The 15,153-nt window shown below is 68.8% G+C and carries 10 protein-coding genes; 4 read left to right on the top strand and 6 right to left on the bottom strand.

The genetic code is table 11. The features are described from left to right. Nucleotides 1-21 precede the first annotated feature (21 nt). The 4 genes from sigM to ACFC0O_RS24270 all read right to left on the bottom strand — a co-directional run bounded on the left by sigM (nucleotide 22) and on the right by ACFC0O_RS24270 (nucleotide 8,362). A complete protein-coding gene (gene sigM / locus ACFC0O_RS24285) occupies nucleotides 22-540 on the bottom strand; it encodes an RNA polymerase sigma factor SigM (protein WP_375963791.1) in 519 nt (172 codons plus the stop codon). Between the two features lie 258 nt (nucleotides 541-798). Next, on the bottom strand, nucleotides 799-5,298 hold the full coding sequence (locus ACFC0O_RS24280; protein WP_375961496.1) for a lipid II flippase MurJ: 4,500 nt from the start codon (nucleotides 5,296-5,298) through the stop codon (nucleotides 799-801). Continuing rightward, nucleotides 5,298-7,829: a DUF6049 family protein gene (locus tag ACFC0O_RS24275; RefSeq protein ID WP_375961494.1), complete on the bottom strand. Its 2,532-nt coding sequence runs from the start codon at nucleotides 7,827-7,829 to the stop codon at nucleotides 5,298-5,300. The genes ACFC0O_RS24280 and ACFC0O_RS24275 overlap by 1 nt, the downstream gene beginning before the upstream one ends. Then, nucleotides 7,826-8,362, bottom strand: a complete 537-nt coding sequence (locus tag ACFC0O_RS24270; RefSeq protein WP_364636795.1) for an NUDIX hydrolase — start codon at nucleotides 8,360-8,362, stop codon at nucleotides 7,826-7,828. Before ACFC0O_RS24270 ends, ACFC0O_RS24275 begins: the two co-directional genes overlap by 4 nt. Nucleotides 8,363-8,523: 161 nt before the next feature. Between ACFC0O_RS24270 and ACFC0O_RS24265 the strand changes: the two genes are divergently transcribed. Next, on the top strand, nucleotides 8,524-9,957 hold the full coding sequence (locus ACFC0O_RS24265; RefSeq protein ID WP_375961491.1) for a CCA tRNA nucleotidyltransferase: 1,434 nt from the start codon (nucleotides 8,524-8,526) through the stop codon (nucleotides 9,955-9,957). Here the strand turns inward: ACFC0O_RS24265 and ACFC0O_RS24260 are convergent. Then, complete coding sequence (locus ACFC0O_RS24260) at nucleotides 9,954-10,781, bottom strand: hypothetical protein (protein WP_375961488.1); 828 nt, start codon at nucleotides 10,779-10,781, stop codon at nucleotides 9,954-9,956. The genes ACFC0O_RS24265 and ACFC0O_RS24260 overlap by 4 nt on opposite strands. Before the next feature lie 140 nt (nucleotides 10,782-10,921). On the opposite strand from ACFC0O_RS24260, the gene ACFC0O_RS24255 reads away from it, so the two are divergent. From ACFC0O_RS24255 to ACFC0O_RS24245, 3 genes are all read left to right on the top strand, one after another. Further along, nucleotides 10,922-11,674, top strand: coding sequence for a LamB/YcsF family protein (locus tag ACFC0O_RS24255; RefSeq protein ID WP_375961485.1), 753 nt, complete (start codon nucleotides 10,922-10,924; stop codon nucleotides 11,672-11,674). A 205-nt stretch (nucleotides 11,675-11,879) separates the two neighbouring features. Beyond that, nucleotides 11,880-12,578, top strand: a complete 699-nt coding sequence (locus ACFC0O_RS24250) for an allophanate hydrolase subunit 1 (protein ID WP_375961483.1) — start codon at nucleotides 11,880-11,882, stop codon at nucleotides 12,576-12,578. Further along, a complete protein-coding gene (locus ACFC0O_RS24245) occupies nucleotides 12,575-13,435 on the top strand; it encodes a biotin-dependent carboxyltransferase family protein (protein ID WP_375961481.1) in 861 nt (286 codons plus the stop codon). Before ACFC0O_RS24250 ends, ACFC0O_RS24245 begins: the two co-directional genes overlap by 4 nt. Before the next feature lie 48 nt (nucleotides 13,436-13,483). On the opposite strand, the gene ACFC0O_RS24240 is transcribed toward ACFC0O_RS24245, so the two are convergent. Next, nucleotides 13,484-15,082, bottom strand: a complete 1,599-nt coding sequence (locus ACFC0O_RS24240; RefSeq protein ID WP_375961479.1) for a DUF4185 domain-containing protein — start codon at nucleotides 15,080-15,082, stop codon at nucleotides 13,484-13,486. Between the last annotated feature and the right edge of the window lie 71 nt (nucleotides 15,083-15,153).

The raw sequence follows: 15,153 nt of genomic DNA, 5'->3' as shown, positions 1-15,153 counted from the left end.
CCTGCTCCGCGCGCGGCGGAATCAGGTGTTCATCGAGTGCAGATGTTCTTCGAGTCGCCGCCGCCCGCGGGCGCACCGGCTTTTGATGGTTCCGGCCGGAACACCGAGCAGCACAGCGGCTTCCGCGATCGAATAGCCTTCGAGCTCCACGGCGACCAGGGCGGTGCGCTGTTCGGCGGGTAGCGTGAACAACGCGGCATCGACCACGAGCGTTGCTTCCAGGCTCGCGAAATCGTCGCGGGGACAAAGGGGTTCGAGTACGGACTCGTCGGACAAAGGTACCGTGCGCCGGAGTTTGTTGCGACGGATGCGATCCAGGCACGCGTTCACCACGATGCGGTGCAGCCAACTACGCACTTCGGACTCGCCGCGGAAGCCGCCCGCGCAGCGATGGACGGACAGCAGGGCGTCCTGAAGTGAGTCGGCGGCGTCCTCGGGGGTGTAGGAGGTGCGCAGCGCGATCTGCCAGAGATGGTCGCGATGGCGGCGTAATAGCTCGGCGAAGGCGTGCCGCTCGCCGAGGGCGTGGGCGGCGAGCAGATCGCGATCGGTGGCCTCGCAGACCCGGTGGCGGGTGCGGACAGCCGTCGCTGAGGCCCGAGTTCGTGACTCGGTCGCTACTCCGAAATCGTGAGCTGACGACAATGCGACTCCTGAAACCAGCAGAGAGTACGCAAGATCATATCGAAGATAACGATTCGGCAGCAATGGAATGCGCGATAAAAGCGCAGCTAGCGGGCGTTTTCGGGCGAACCGGACAGCGTCTTCGATAACCGGAACGACCCGAAAATCACGAAACTATGGAGCGGCCTCGAATCGGATCTCCCCGATGGAGGTCTGATACTGACCGCCGTTCTGCGCCAGCGCGGTGATCCACACCAGCACGTAGCGGGCGGGCTGATCGGCCTGCACCGCGATCTCGGTGGTGCCGTTGCCGAGCGTCGCCGCCCCGATCAACTGGGTCTGATCCAGCGTCGGTGAGGCGGTCGGCGAGGTGCGGATCTCCACCTGGGTGCCCGGCGTCGGCGAATCGATGATCACCTTGGTGAGCTTGCTGGGGCTGCCCAGCGTCGTCAGCACCCCCACCCCCTTCTTGAGGGCGGGGAACTGCTGGAAGTACGCGTCGGTGCGCCACAGCGTGCCCGGATTGTTGTCCAGTACCGCGCCGATGCTGCCGACCCCGTCGGGCGTGCCCTCGGGCGAGAACACCATGGCCCCGGTGACCGGCACCGGAACGCCCGCCGCCGCACCCGCGGTGGTCTGCGGTGAGCCCGGTGCGGGCGGGGCCAGGCTGGAGGTGGTGAGCCCGATATTGCGCTGTTCGTTGAGCGGCGCTTCGGAGCTGCCGGGCGCGAACACGCTCAGCAGCCACCAGATGATGACGCCGACCACCAGCGCGGCCAGTACGCCGAGCCCGACCAGGATCCACATCATCCGCTGCGAGCGTTCCTTCTCGGCGGCGAGCAGTTCCGGATCGGCGAGGGTTTCGTCCGGTGCGGACGGCGGCCGCTGGCCCAGGCGCAGTACCGGGATGAGATCGGTCTTCTGATCCACCACGGACGCCTGTTCCAGCACGTGCTGGACGGTGGCGGCGGTGCGCACGCCCTTGTTGGATTCCAGCGAGCGCACGGCGACCGCGGAGATCTCGAAGGGCACCTCGGGCCGAATCGTTCTGGGCTCCACCGGAGTTCCGTCCGGGCCGAAATCGGCCAGGGGCAGTCCGCCGATGGTGGCGGCGGTGCCGGTGACCCCGCCGACGCGGATCGGCCAGTGCGCGGTGATGAGCGCGTACAGCATGGCTCCGAGGCCGCGCACGTCCGATTGCGCGTCCGAATCGCCGAGGGTGCCGGGGAAGGCGAGCACGGCGTCACCGGAGGCGCTGATGCGCACCCGGTCCGGATGGTCGATGGAGAGTGAGCCGCCGCCGCGGTGCGCGAGTTCGGCGGCCGCCGCGAGCGCCCGGATGGCGCGTGCGGCTCCTATCGGCGACGGGACGGTGTCTGCCATCTCCTTGAGGGAGCGGCCGGGCGTCCATTCGGCGACCACGATGCCGCCGGAGGAACCGCGCACCACGTCGAGTACGCGCGCCAGGCCGGGCGAGTTGATCCGCCCGAGGCGCAGCGTGCGGGACAGGATGGCCTGCGGTCCGTCGTGCCCGGAGTTCTCGGCGGCCTGCTGGTCGGCGTCGACGAAGGTGAGCGCGACCTCGCGGTCGAGTTTCACGTCCAGCGCCTGCCAGAACTTGAGCCCGCGCGCGCCGCCGTGCCCGGCGAGCAGCCGGTACCGGCCGCCCGCGACCGAGGCGCCCGGCAGCAGTTTGGGCCCGCGCTGGATGCGTTTGGTGGCCTCCACCCGCATGGGTGGCATCTGCGGCGAAATCGCCTCGTAGACACCGGTTTCGGGGCCCGCCTGGGCCTCCTCTAGGTCGTCCGGATCCTCCCGGTCGTCCCGCCCGGTGTTCCGGTGCGTGGAATCGGCCGTGCCGCCCCGCTTTTCATCCGCACGATCCGGAGTCGGGGGCGCATCCGTGGAGAGCCCACCGCCCGCGGCCGCTGCGGATTCGGCGGCCGGGACGCCGCTCGCCGCGTCGTCGCTCACCCTCGTTCCTCCTTCGCCCTGGTATGTCGGAGACCGATGCTGTTGGGCCGGACCAGGTGTCCTGCGGACACCGTCGTCCGAAGCGGCGCGAGCACCCGGATCCGCCCTGCCACCGAGGTCGGGGAGGGCGTGTCCGGAGCTTGCGCTTGCCTGCCGAACAGGGTACGGGAACTCACCCTTGCCGGTGATGTCAACCGCATCGGGTCGGATGACGGGCAGCACCATGGTCTGCGCGTCGAGATAGGGATCGAACCGGTAGTAGTACGGCGCGGCGCGCAGATCCGGCTTGGGCAGCAGTGTGGTTTCGCCGAGATCGCCGACCAGTCCGCCGTCGAGTTCGAGATCCGGTGCGGGCGCGGTGAAGCCGAGTCGCCGGGAGATGGCCACGGTGATGGCGACGATCTCCGGGATGCCCGCCAGGCGCATGAGCCCGAAGGCCACGCCGAACATGATGAGCGCGGTGAGGCCGACGCGCACCAGTGAGCCGAGTCCGCCGAACGAGTCCGAGAGCCGGTGCAGCCCGATGACCTTGTCCGCGATCAGCATGACCGCGCCACCGGCGAGGGAGGCCAGCACGACCCGGGTGACGGTGCGCCCGACATTGGTCATGCGCAGATCGCCGAGGCTGCGGTGCAGCAGGAATCCGCCGATGACCGCGCCGGTGACGAAGCCGAGGCCGTTGGCGACGCTGAGCGCGATGACCACGTGCCGCTCATCGAAGAACACGGGGGCCAGCGCCGAGAGCGCGATCTTCACACCGGTGATGCCGAGGATGATCCAGGTCGGTGTCCACGCCTGTTCGCGGGCATAGAACACCCGTAGATGAATCAGCACGAGTGCGTAGGGAATCAGCGTGAATGCGGACCAGGACACTGCCTCGCCGAGTCGCGCGGCCTGCCCGAGCCCGAAATGCCCGTAGCCGAACAGGGCTTCACCGATCTGCGGTCCGGCGAAGGTCATGAAGGTGACGACCGGGACCAGCGCGATCATGGTCAAGCGGGTGGCGGTGCCGAGATCGTCGACCACGGCCGGTGTGTCGTCGGCGGCGGCATTGCGGCTCAGTCGCGGCATGATCGCGGTCAGCAGGGTCACGCCGAGCACGCCGTACGGCAATTGCAGTAGCAGCCAGGCGTTTTGGTAGATGGCCGGTCCGGCCTTGTCCCAGTGCGAGGAGATGCGGGTCGCGAAGGTCCAGCCGACCTGGCTGATCAGCACGTACAGGATGATGGCCGCGCCCATGCCCGCGAACTGCTTGAGCCGGGCGTCCACGCCCCACAGCGGCCGCAGATCGATGCCCTCGCGCCGGATGGCGGGCAGCAGGCTGACCATCTGCACCACCACGCCGAGCGTGACGCCGATGCCGAGGATGAGCAGTTTCGGTTCGCCCATGCGCACCGGGTCGAGGCTGATCTCGCCCGGTGTCATCCGGTACGCGATGAGCACGGTGAGCACCACGAGGTTGTTCAGCACCGGCGCCCACGCACCGGGTTTGAACACCCCGTGCGTATTGAGGATGGCCATGAGCAGCGCCGAGGTGCCGTAGAACAGCACGGCGGGCAGCAGCAGGAAGGCGAGCGCGGTGGTGAGCGCGGTGCTGACCTTGCCGTCATTGGAGAGGAAGACGTGCGTGGTCAGCACCGGCGCGAGGATGAGGACTATCAGCGTGCCGGTGCCGAGCACGGTGAGCGCGGCGGTGAACAGTCGCCGTACGAAGGCGCTGCCGCCGTCCGGGTCCTCTTTCTCCGCGCGCACCAGGGTGGGCACCACGATGGCGGTGAGCACCGCGCCGAGCAGCAGCTCGGAGATCATGGTCGGGATGGTGCTGGCGACGGTGAAGGCGCTGGCGATGGCCGGGCCGAGCACGGTCAGCAGCAGCAGCTGTTTGCCGAAGCCGGTGATGCGGCTGGCGAGGGTGGCGATGGCGATGGAGCCGGAGTCGCGGACCAGGCGAGCGTTGGAGCTCTCCGGTTTCTCGGCGACGGCGACCCGTTGTTCGCGGGTGTTGGGTCCGCCGGTTACGCGCGGCAGCGGTTGTGATTGCCGCGGTAGCGGATTCGACTGCGGGGTCGGGTAGCGCTGTCCGCCGGTCGGCGTGTTGTACGGTCCGCCGCCGGGTGGCTGATTGGGGTCGCCGGGGCGGTGTCCCCAGTGGTAGCGGTCCTCGGGTGCGACGTGTGCGCCGCGGCCCTGCGGTGGTCCGGCGGGCCGGGGTGGCTGCGGGTTGGCCTGAGGTCCGGGTTGCGGGCGGCGCGGGGGCTGACCGGGCGGCCGCTGCATGATCGGACCGGATTCGCCGGTGCGCAGGCCGGGTCCGGGCCCGGTGGGCGGACCGGACGGTTGACCGGCTGGGCGACCGGGCATGACGGTCGGAATTCCCTGGGACGGCGGATTCCCGGTTCGCGGGCCTTGATTCGGCGGTCCGGGCCGTTGCGGGCGCTGCGGTGGGATGCCGCGTTCCCAGGGTGCGGAGGGTGCGCGGCGCGCGCCTGCCCCCTCCGGGGGAACGGGTCGCCCGCCCGCGCGGGGTGCGCCGCCGTCGGGGCGTCCCGTCGGTCGCGGTCCGTCGTAACCGTCGGGTCGGCCCGCGGGACGCGGTGCGTCGTAACCGTCGGGACGCGGTGCGTCATAACCGTCGGGACGGCCGGAGGCATTGCCGTCGGGACGGCCGGAGGAGCGGGGATCGTCGCCGTACTCGCTCATCACGCCTCCTTTCGTTGCTCGCGTTTGGCGCGCGAGAACCTGTTCACCCGGCGTCGGGTTTCCGGATCCAGCCCCTCGTCGGCCGGATCGGACTGGCCGCGGAAGCGGTGCCAGAGCCGGCGTCCGGCCAGCAGGAGCAGCAGCGCACCGGCACTAGCGGTAATTATCGCCAACACACGACCGTAAGCGTTGGATCGCACGGATACCGATACCGCATTGCCGAGTGGCACCCCGTCGGGTGTGGTAAGTGCGATGGGTATCACCAGGTTTCGGCTGTCCGAGACCTCGGTCGGGATCTGGAAGGACCGGGTGCCCTTGGCGGGTAATACCTGTTCGCCGATATCGGTGATGTTCGTCTCGGCGGGCGCGTCGATCCGGAACTTGATGCGGATGGCGACGGGCAGGTCGTTGCGGGCGACCAGCAGCAGCGGGCTCTGTTCGGAGGCGAGGGTGTAGACGCCGCCGGGCGGCAGCACGGTGACCGAGCGGAAGAGGTCGTCGACGGTGCGGGTGGTCTGGTCGATGCGGCGTTGCGCGAAGGTGTCGGCCTGTGCGCCGCCGGCGCGCCGATCGGACATGGTGAGCGCCCGGATCAGATCGTCGCGCAGCGGGGTGAGGAACCCGCGCGGGCTGAGTTCCTGCTGCGGCACATCGGCCAGCGCGCTCATCAGTTCGGTGATGTTGTGCGCCTGCTGCCGGACCGGTTCGGCGAAGTGCCCGGGGACGGCCTCATCGGCCGCGGTGGGCAGATAGTCCAGGTCGTAGGGCTGCGGATCGACCTGTTGCGCAAGCAGATCGGTGAGCGAGCGCGGGGCGGCGAGGTTGTCGCGGTACATCAGGTCGAGCTGTCCGAGCAGGGCGGTGGCCTCGTCGCGGTTGGGTCCCCACTGCTGCGGTGGCATGAGCAGCAGTGAGCGCGGGCGGCCGGGTTGCGGGTTGAGCGCGGTCCAGGTGATGGCGCCGAGCGCGTCCTGCAGCCGGGCGGCGCGGGAGTCGTTGGTGACGTCGTAGCGGACCCGGTCCGGGGTGTACGGCGGGGTCGGCGGGTGTGAGCCGACCGCGGCCAGGGCGGTGGCGGACCAGATGTCGAAGGTGGCGGCGTGCAATTCGGGTGCGCCGGGCGCCGGGTCGCCGCCGCCGGGTGCGGGCAGCGTGAGCCCGTCCAGTCGCACCAGGTCGGGGCTCACCGAATCCGCCGGGGCGGCCGGGCTTTTGGCGCTGGAGATATTGGAGCGGCCGTCGGCTGGCGTCACGGCGTTGTCGGCGAGCAGGGCGGTGCTGTAGCCGTGGTGGGCGAGCAGTTGCGCGCCCTCGGTGTCGATGCTGCCGGCGTCGGGCAGCGCCACCCCGCGCACGGATTTCACCGCGAGCAGCTGGTCGACCAGGTCGGCGGGTGCGTTGAGCGCCCGATCGGAGAGCGTGATGTCGCCGGTGGCGGCGAGGGCGCCGGGATCGACCTGTGCGAACGGCAGCGCGACCACGCACATGCTCGGTGCCAGGGAGCGCAGCCGGTCCAGCCAGGCTTTGGCGGCGTGATCGCCGGTGCCCGCGCGGGTGCTGCCGTCCGGATCGGACGGGCTGGCCAGGACGCGATAGCCGTCCTTCATATCGGAGACGGTGATCAGCAGGTCCGGGTCGACGGCCAGGCACAGCGAGGTGTTCAGGCTCTTATCGCGCGGGGTATCGGGTTTGAGCGTGGTCTCGAGCGCGGACAGCAGTTGGTCCAGGCGTCCGCCGGAGGTGAGCGAGGCGGCCAGGTCGTCATCGGTGAGCAGCGCTTCGCCGTCGGCGGAGCCGGGCTTACCGGCGACCAGGCGCGGCCGGTCGGCGAGCGGCCAGAGCATGGTGGTGGCGACGGGTCCGCCGTCCGGGGCGGCCGGAACCGCCGGTGGCGCGGGATGTTTCGGATCGGCGGCCGCGGCGGGGATGCCGAGCACCGGCAGCAGGAAGCGGGCGTCGTCGAGCCGGGCCTGTCCGCCGTACGCGGGTTGCCCGTTCACATTCAGCAGCAGCGGATAGATGCCGGGTGCGGTGATGTCGAGAGTGGATATGCCGCTGGGCAGTTCGGTCGCCGAGTGCAGAGCGACGGTGAGGCTGAACTGCTTTCGCTGGCCGGGCGTCAATTGGTCTGCGACATCCTGGAATTCGCCGGTGATGTCGTAGCTGCCCTGATCCAGGCGCAGCGCCGAGCGCAGTCCGCTGGGGTTGGTGACGGGTGCGGCGCGCTGGATGCGCACGCTGACATCGTCGACCTGGCGGTCGCCGATATTGGTGACCGTCCCCGACACCACGAAATACGGGTCGCTGGTGGCGGTGATCGCCGTAGGCGTCACCGAATCCAGCGACAGTTTCAGGAATTTCGGCCCCGTGGACGTATTGCTACCGGTGGGCTCGGCCGCCGCCGGATGCGCGGTGAGCACAACCGGTACCCCGGTGAGCACAGCCAGCACCACCGCGACGAGCGACAGGATCCAGCGGTGCAGCGCCCCCGCGGTGTCTTGCCCAGGACGCCCAGACCCCGCACGCGTCATTGTCTGCCGTTCTCCATCCGGTCGATCAGCCGGTTCGCGACCTCGGCCAGCCTGCGTTCGTCAGCGTAGGCGAGCCGGGAATCGAGCTCGCTCAACGGAACCCAGGCCACCTTGGTGACTTCGACGTCGGCGTCGGAGAGTTCGCCGTCGAGGAAGCGCATCAGATAGTGGTGCACGGTTTTGTGTACCCGCCGGCCCTCGGTGACGAACCAGTAGTCGATGCTGCCGAGTTCGGCGACCACGCTGCCGTTGATGCCGGTTTCCTCGGCGACCTCGCGGATGGCGGTCTGCTCGGCGGTCTCGCCCTCTTCTATATGTCCCTTGGGTAGCGACCAGAGCAGTCTGCCGCGGCGGTCGGTGCGCCCGATCAGTGCGGCGCAGCGCTTCTCCCGGGGCCCGTCGAGGCCGTCGACCACGAGTCCACCGGCGGAAGTCTCCCGCACCGTGCGCATACGAGGTTTCGCCGCATTACCGGCCGAACTACGGCGCCGGGGCTGGCGGCGTCGACTGTTCGCGCGATCGGCCGGAGACACCGCGCCAGCATATCCCGCCTCAGCGCGCCTTCTGCCGGTTGCCAGGTGCCGCGCGCCTTACGTCGCGGGCGCACGCTGGGAACGCGACGCTCCGATCAAAGGGTTTGCCCGGTCCACTAAGCTCGGATTTCGTGGTTTCGCAGAAGTCCGAGGAAGCAAACGTGGATCGCCGAACCCGATTGCTGGCCTCGGCGGCGATCACGGTGGGCCGGTTGTCCGATGTCCTGACCCCGCTCGGGGAATTGTTCGCCCAGCACGGGCATGAGCTGTATCTGGTGGGCGGCACGGTGCGTGACGCCGTGCTGGGCCGGTTGGGTACCGATCTGGATTTCACCACCGACGCGCGGCCCGAGGCGGTGCAGGAGCTCATGCGCGGGTGGGCCGATCATCTGTGGGATACCGGCGGGCTGGCGTTCGGGACGGTGAGCGCGTCCAAGGCCGGGCAGCAGTTGGAGATCACCACCTTCCGCGCCGATTCCTACGATCGCGTATCGCGCAATCCCGAGGTCACCTTCGGCGACACCCTGGAAGCGGATCTGGTGCGCCGCGATTTCCGGGTGAACGCCATGGCGGTGCGCATCGGTGAACTGGGCGAACTGGAGTTCGTCGATCCCCTGAACGGGATGGAGGACCTGCTCGAGGGCGTGCTGGATACCCCTGCGCTGCCGCGGGATTCGTTCAACGACGATCCGCTGCGGATGCTGCGCGGTGCGCGCTTCGTCTCGCAGCTGGGTTTCCGGCTCGCGCCGCGGGTGCGCGAGGCGATTGTGGAGATGGCCCCGGAGATCGACCGCATCACCGCCGAGCGGGTGCACGCGGAGCTGGACAAGCTGATCGGCGGCGAGCATCCCACCGAGGGCATCGACATCATGGTCGAGACGGGGCTGGCCGAGCGGGTGCTGCCCGAGGTTCCGGCCATGAAGCTGGAGATCGACGAGCATCACCAGCACAAGGACGTCTACGAGCATTCGCTGACGGTGCTGCGCCAGGCCATCGATCAGGAGGAGGGCGATCCGGATCTGGTGCTGCGCTGGGCCGCCCTGCTGCATGACATCGGCAAGCCGCCCACCAAGAAGAATGAGCCCGGCGGCGGGGTGAGCTTCCATCACCACGAGGTGGTGGGCGCGAAAATGGTGCGAAAGCGTATGCGCGCCTTGAAATACCCCAAGCAGTTCACCGAAGACGTGGCCCGCCTGGTCTACCTGCACCTGCGCTTCCACGGCTACGGCAAGGGCCAGTGGACCGATTCCGCGGTCCGCCGCTACGTCACCGACGGTGCCGAACTGCTCCCCCGCCTGCACAAACTGGTCCGCGCCGACTGCACCACCCGCAACAAGCGCCGCGCCGCCCTGCTCCGCTCCACCTACGACGACCTCGAAGTCCGCATCGAGAAACTCGCCGAACAGGAGGACCTGGCCCGCGTCCGCCCCGACCTGGACGGCAACGCCATCATGGAACTCCTCGACATCAAACCAGGCCCCGACGTAGGCAAAGCCTGGAAGTTCCTCAAAGAACTCCGCCTCGACCGCGGCCCCCTCCCCCGCGAAGAAGCCGAAGCCGCCCTCCTCGAATGGTGGCAAACCGCCAAGAGCTAGAAGACGATCAGTGTCGTTCCGGCGACGATCGCCGACCGGATCTGCGCCAGGTCGAAGGATCCGGCCAGTCCGGGCAGGTCGGCGGTGAACCGCACGTGGTCCCCGAGCCGCTCGGTGCGACTGATCCGCGCCTGATTCGGCAAATCCACCAGCGGAATCGGCTTCAGCGTCGTAAGTCGTTTCGGCGCACGCACTTTTCGCCAGTGCGCGCTGTGCACGGTGATGGTGAGCAGATTGTCGGTGATATCGGCATCGACCAGCGCCCTGATCCGTTTTCGCTTGTGCCGTGCCAGCGCGAGCCCGTCCGGGGCGGGTTCCAGCTCCCAGTCCGGCTGCCAGCTGTTGACCCAATCCAGCAGCGCCGCACGCGATATCACCCCGGTGACATCGAGTTGCGCGGCCCGCAGCTTGGTCGGCACCCCCGGCACCAGCCGCACCCCGTGCGCGATGACCGTCAGTTCCTCGATCGGATGCTCATCCCAATACATCTCGGTGAGCACGGTTTTGGTCTGGAAATGCGCTCCCCGCCGCCGCACCTTGAGCGTGTGCAGGTTGGCCCGCACATCGTGTCCGAGGAAGGTGGCGCTCACCTCCTGCCCGCCGAATCGGCTGAGTATCCCCTCGGACAGCAGCGTCATGAGCACATCGGGCATGAGCGCGGTGACGGTGCCGACCCCGAGGTCTGCGACGGGATCGAGCCAGGCGGTGGTGAAGCCGGTCCACTGGTCGACCCAGGTCTGGTCGAACAGGCGTTTCCCCAGGTCGAGCCCCATGTCCACCGCCCGCAGGGGTGACCAGGCCCTGGGATCGAAATACGTGGCCATGATTGTTTCGAGCGTACTGGCCGGTGCCGACATGGGACATGGTGTGCCCAACAGGTGAACCGCGTCCGGATATGACCTGAGTCACGAACATTCCGGCAGGCATGTTGTCCGCGGCGTCGCCCGCGACCACAATCGTTGGCATGACGGTGGACCTGAACAGCGATCTGGGCGAGGGTTTCGGCGCGTATCGCATGGGTGATGACGCCGCCATGCTGGACGTGGTCACCAGCGCGAACATCGCCTGTGGTTTCCACGCGGGCGACCCGTCGATCATGCGCCGCACCTGCGCGCTGGCTGTCGAGCGGGGTGTACGGATCGGCGCGCATATCGGTTATCGCGATCTCGCCGGTTTCGGCCGCCGCGCCATCGCGGTCCCGCCCGCCGAGATCCGCGATGAAACCCTGTATCAGCTGGGTAGTCTCGACGCTTTCGCCCGCGCGGCGGGTGACCGGGTCCGCTATGTGAAACCGCACGGCGCGCTCTATCACGCGGCCGCCGCCGATCCGGCGCTCGCGTCCGCGATCGTCACGGCCATGCGCGAATTCGATTCCGCCCTCGCATTGCTCGGCCCGGCGGGCACGGAGATGGAGACCGCCGCGAACGCCGCCGGAACCCCTTTCCTGGGTGAGGGTTTCGCCGATCGCGCCTACACCGCCGACGGCCTGCTGGCCCCGCGCGGTACCCCGGGCGCGGTGTTGTCGCCGGATAATGCGCTGGCCCAGGCTCTTTCGATCGCCCGTGACGGCAAGACGATCACCGTCGACGGCGGCACGGTCGCGATCTCGGCGGCGAGCATCTGCGTGCACGGCGATTCCCCCGCGGCGGTGGAAATGGCCGTCCGTATCCGAGCGGCTTTGGCCGATGCGGCAATTCCCGTCCGCCCCTTCACCTGATGCTCGCGGACTCTCGTCGCCGACCCGTCCGCGGTGCGCGTTTTCGCCCGCTGCGCGCCGAATCGCGCGATATTTCATATGCGGCGTATGAATTCCGGCGCGGCGGCCCGATGATCGTGGTCCGCGTACGGGGTGGTGATCGGGCCGCGGCATTCGGCGGTGGCGGTCGCCGGTGGGACAACTTCGAGTAGTGAGCGAGGGTCCGATGCGGAGCGAGATACGTACGGCGGGAGATTCTGCGCTGCTGGTGATTCCGGCGGCGCGAGCGCTGGTGGCCGATCTGGTCGTGGCATTGCGGCCCCGGCCCGAGGGGGTGGTGGATGTGCTGCCCGCCGCCGAAACAGTACTGGTCACCCTGTCGGAATCTCTTGCCGCCGAACAGGTCCGCGCGCGCCTGAACGCACTGCTCGCTCGACTGGAAGCGGATGCGCGGGTGGGCGCGGGTGCTCCGGTAGCACCCGGCGGGCGATCCCTGCCCGATGCGCCCCCGGAGGGTTCGGCGGTCGACGCGGAGCCGATCCGCATCCCGGTGCGCTATGACGGCGCGGACCTACCCGACGTGGCCCGCCTGCTCGGGCTGACCCGGGACGAGGTGATCGCGCAGCACACGTCCACCGTATGGCGTTGCGCCTTCGTCGGTTTCGCCCCCGGTTTCGGATATCTGGAATCCGCGGACGGCCGTCTCACGGTGCCGCGCCGCCCGGAGTCGCGTACCGCGATTCCGCCCGGCGCGGTGGCGCTGGCGGGCGGTTATTCCGCCGTCTATCCGCGTCGCAGTCCGGGTGGCTGGCAATTGATCGGCAGTACCGACGCACCGCTGTGGGATGTGGATCGTGATCCGCCCGCCCTGATTCGCGCCGCGGCCGCCGTCCAATTCGTCGATGTCGAAGCGAGTCTCGCGTGATCCGGGTCGAGCGGGTGGGCCCGCTGGCCACGATTCAGGATCTGGGGCGTCCCGGCTGGTTCGATTCCGGTGTGGGTATCGCGGGGGCGGCGGATCGCGCCTCGTTGCGGCTGGCCAATCGCCTGGTGGGAAATCCGGAGGGCGCGGCCGGTATAGAGGTGCTGCTGGGTGGGCTGGAGTTGCTGGCCGATCGGCATCTGACGGTTGCCGTGACCGGAGCGGCCGCGCCCGCGTCGGTGGACGGCCGCCCGATGGGTGCGGCCAGTGTGCTGGAAATAGAAGCGGGCCAACGACTTCGCCTGGGTTTCGCAATGGCCGGTTTGCGCAGTTACGTGGCGGTGCGGGGTGGCATCGACGTGCCCGCGGTACTCGGATCACGCAGTCGCGACACACTGTCGGGTCTGGGCCCGGATCCGTTGCGGGCGGGCGATGTCCTGCCGGTCGGCCCGCCGCCGCGGCTGTATCCGATCGTGGATGTGGCTCCGGTCTTGCCGCCGGCGTCGGGCCTGCTCACCGTTCATGTGATTCCGGGTCCGCGCGATGACTGGTTCTCGTCCGTCACAGCGCTTTTCGCGGGCGACTGGACGGTCTCGTCGGCGACCGATCGCATCGGCGCGCGCCTGGATCGGCGCAGCGGTCCCGCCCTGGAACGCCGTGTATCGAGCGAATTGCCCACGGAGGGAATGGCACTGGGCTCGATTCAGGTCCCGCCGAGCGGTCAGCCGGTGGTGTTCCTCGCCGATCATCCGATCACCGGTGGTTATCCGGTGATCGGCGTCGTGGCCGATGCCGAGGTGGATCTGGTGGCGCAGGCGCGGCCTGGTCAGCGCATTCGCTTCCGGCCCTGCCTAACCTGATTCCGGCTGTGCCACAGGCATTTCAGCTGATCGCGGACGGAACCGTGCTCAGTCTTCGCGATTCAGCGTGGCGTGCATGAGATACACGTTGTAGCTGTTCCACGCGGACATGGTGAAGTACAGGTCCTTCGCCGTCGACCACGGATGGATGAACCCGCCGTACGCGGTCGGATAGTCGTCGGTGTCCAGCAGCGCGACGGGTTCGGTCCAGGTGCCCTGCGGTTCGGCGGCGGTGCGCAGCACGATCTGATGCCGTTGCAGATCGAGGTACACCATTTGCCATTGCCCGCTGTCCTGGTCGTAGCGCACGGACAGTTCGCTGGCGGTGCCGGAAACCAGTGGGGTGGCGAGCAATTCGTTGGCCCCGTCGGCGGCGGTCCAGCCGCCGTTGATCCAGTACTGGTAGGCGGATTTGTTCAGCACCTGTGCGCGCGGCACCCGAGCGAGCCCGATGACCCCCATGCGCCCGTTGGGTGTGCCGAACATGTAGACGTAATCGCCCTGCGGCGCCATGGTGGCGACCTGGAAGCGCCCGAGTCCGAACAGGTTGTCCCAGCGTGCCCATTGGGATTTGGTCCAGGTGCGCCCGTTGTCGTCGGACCAGGCGAGTCCGCCCTGGTTGGTCCACCACATGCCCGGGATCCGGCTCCAGCGGTTGACCGACATATAGCTCAGGTACTGCCGGTCGCCGATGGCGAATCCGGAGGTCGGGATGGTGGTGATCTCGAAGTTCCGGATCTTGCGGCTGTCCAGGATCTCGGCGGCGTGGCAGCGGGTGTCCTGGACGAAGTCGTCCAGCACCAGCCCTTCGGAGAGGTCCCGATTGCTGCTGTAGGCGATGGTGTTGCTGCGCCAGTCCTGGTCGCCGGTGCCCGCGCCGATGGGTTCCCAGCCTTTGCCGAAGGTGTCGCCGAAGACGACGGCGACCTGTCCGGGCTTGTTCTCCCACATCAGGCCGAGGTCGGTGCCGTCGACGCCCCAGCGGATATCGGTGCGGTTGACCGACCCGTGCCCGGTGATCTGGTTGACCAGGTCCACCGAGTCGACCCGGGGCAGTGCGACCGGTGGCGCGGCGGGTGCGGCGGCGGGCGGTTGGACGGCCGGTTCGGGCATGGGTTGCGGTTCGGGTGGTTCACCGCCGGGGACCGGGATGGGGATGGGTTCGGTCTCGGGTGTTATCTCGATGCGCGGCAGTTTCGGCAGTGAGCCGGAGCCGGAGCCGCCGGGCGCGGTGGTGGTGGGGGCGGGCGCGTCGGTGGCCGGATCGTTTTCCGCCGGAGTGCCTTCCGGCGGTGTGGTGACCGGCGGCGGCTTGGGATTGTCGCGAATGTCCGGGCAGGGCGCGGCGCACGGATCCTCGGGCAGCGCCTGGGGTTCGATGCGGGTGTTGTCCGGCGGCGGTCCCGGAATCGGCACCTGGGTGATCTCGGGGACCGGTATCTGGATGCGAATGGTCGGATCCGGCTGCGGCGGAGCGGGTTCGGGCGCGGTCTCGCGTCTGAGCGGATCGAATCCCGTTTCCCCGCAACTGTTCACCGGCGGCGGCTGCCATTGCGGCAGCGCCCCGGCGGGTGCGGCGGGCAACAGGATCGCGCCGACCGTCAGTACGCCTGACAGGATCAGGGCATCGGTCGTGCGGAATCCCATGCGGCGCGGGTCTCCTCGTCCGGGTTGCGCGAGATCGAACGGCCCCCACCGTAACCGGCGGGGGCGTCGTG

It is taken from the genome of Nocardia sp. NPDC056100 (assembly GCF_042266325.1).
Classification (GTDB): domain Bacteria; phylum Actinomycetota; class Actinomycetes; order Mycobacteriales; family Mycobacteriaceae; genus Nocardia.
Note: the sequence above shows the minus strand (reverse complement) of the source record. Positions and strands in the feature narration are given on the sequence as shown.

Excerpts from the sequence above, each read along its gene's own strand:
- ACFC0O_RS24240 (WP_375961479.1), bottom strand. The coding sequence starts at position 15,082 with ATGGGATTCCGCACGACCGATGCCCTGATCCTGTCAGGCGTACTGACG.
- ACFC0O_RS24260 (WP_375961488.1), bottom strand. The coding sequence starts at position 10,781 with ATGGCCACGTATTTCGATCCCAGGGCCTGGTCACCCCTGCGGGCGGTG.
- ACFC0O_RS24275 (WP_375961494.1), bottom strand. The coding sequence starts at position 7,829 with ATGACGCGTGCGGGGTCTGGGCGTCCTGGGCAAGACACCGCGGGGGCG.
- ACFC0O_RS24280 (WP_375961496.1), bottom strand. The coding sequence starts at position 5,298 with ATGAGCGAGTACGGCGACGATCCCCGCTCCTCCGGCCGTCCCGACGGC.
- ACFC0O_RS24255 (WP_375961485.1), top strand. The coding sequence starts at position 10,922 with ATGACGGTGGACCTGAACAGCGATCTGGGCGAGGGTTTCGGCGCGTAT.
- ACFC0O_RS24250 (WP_375961483.1), top strand. The coding sequence starts at position 11,880 with ATGCGGAGCGAGATACGTACGGCGGGAGATTCTGCGCTGCTGGTGATT.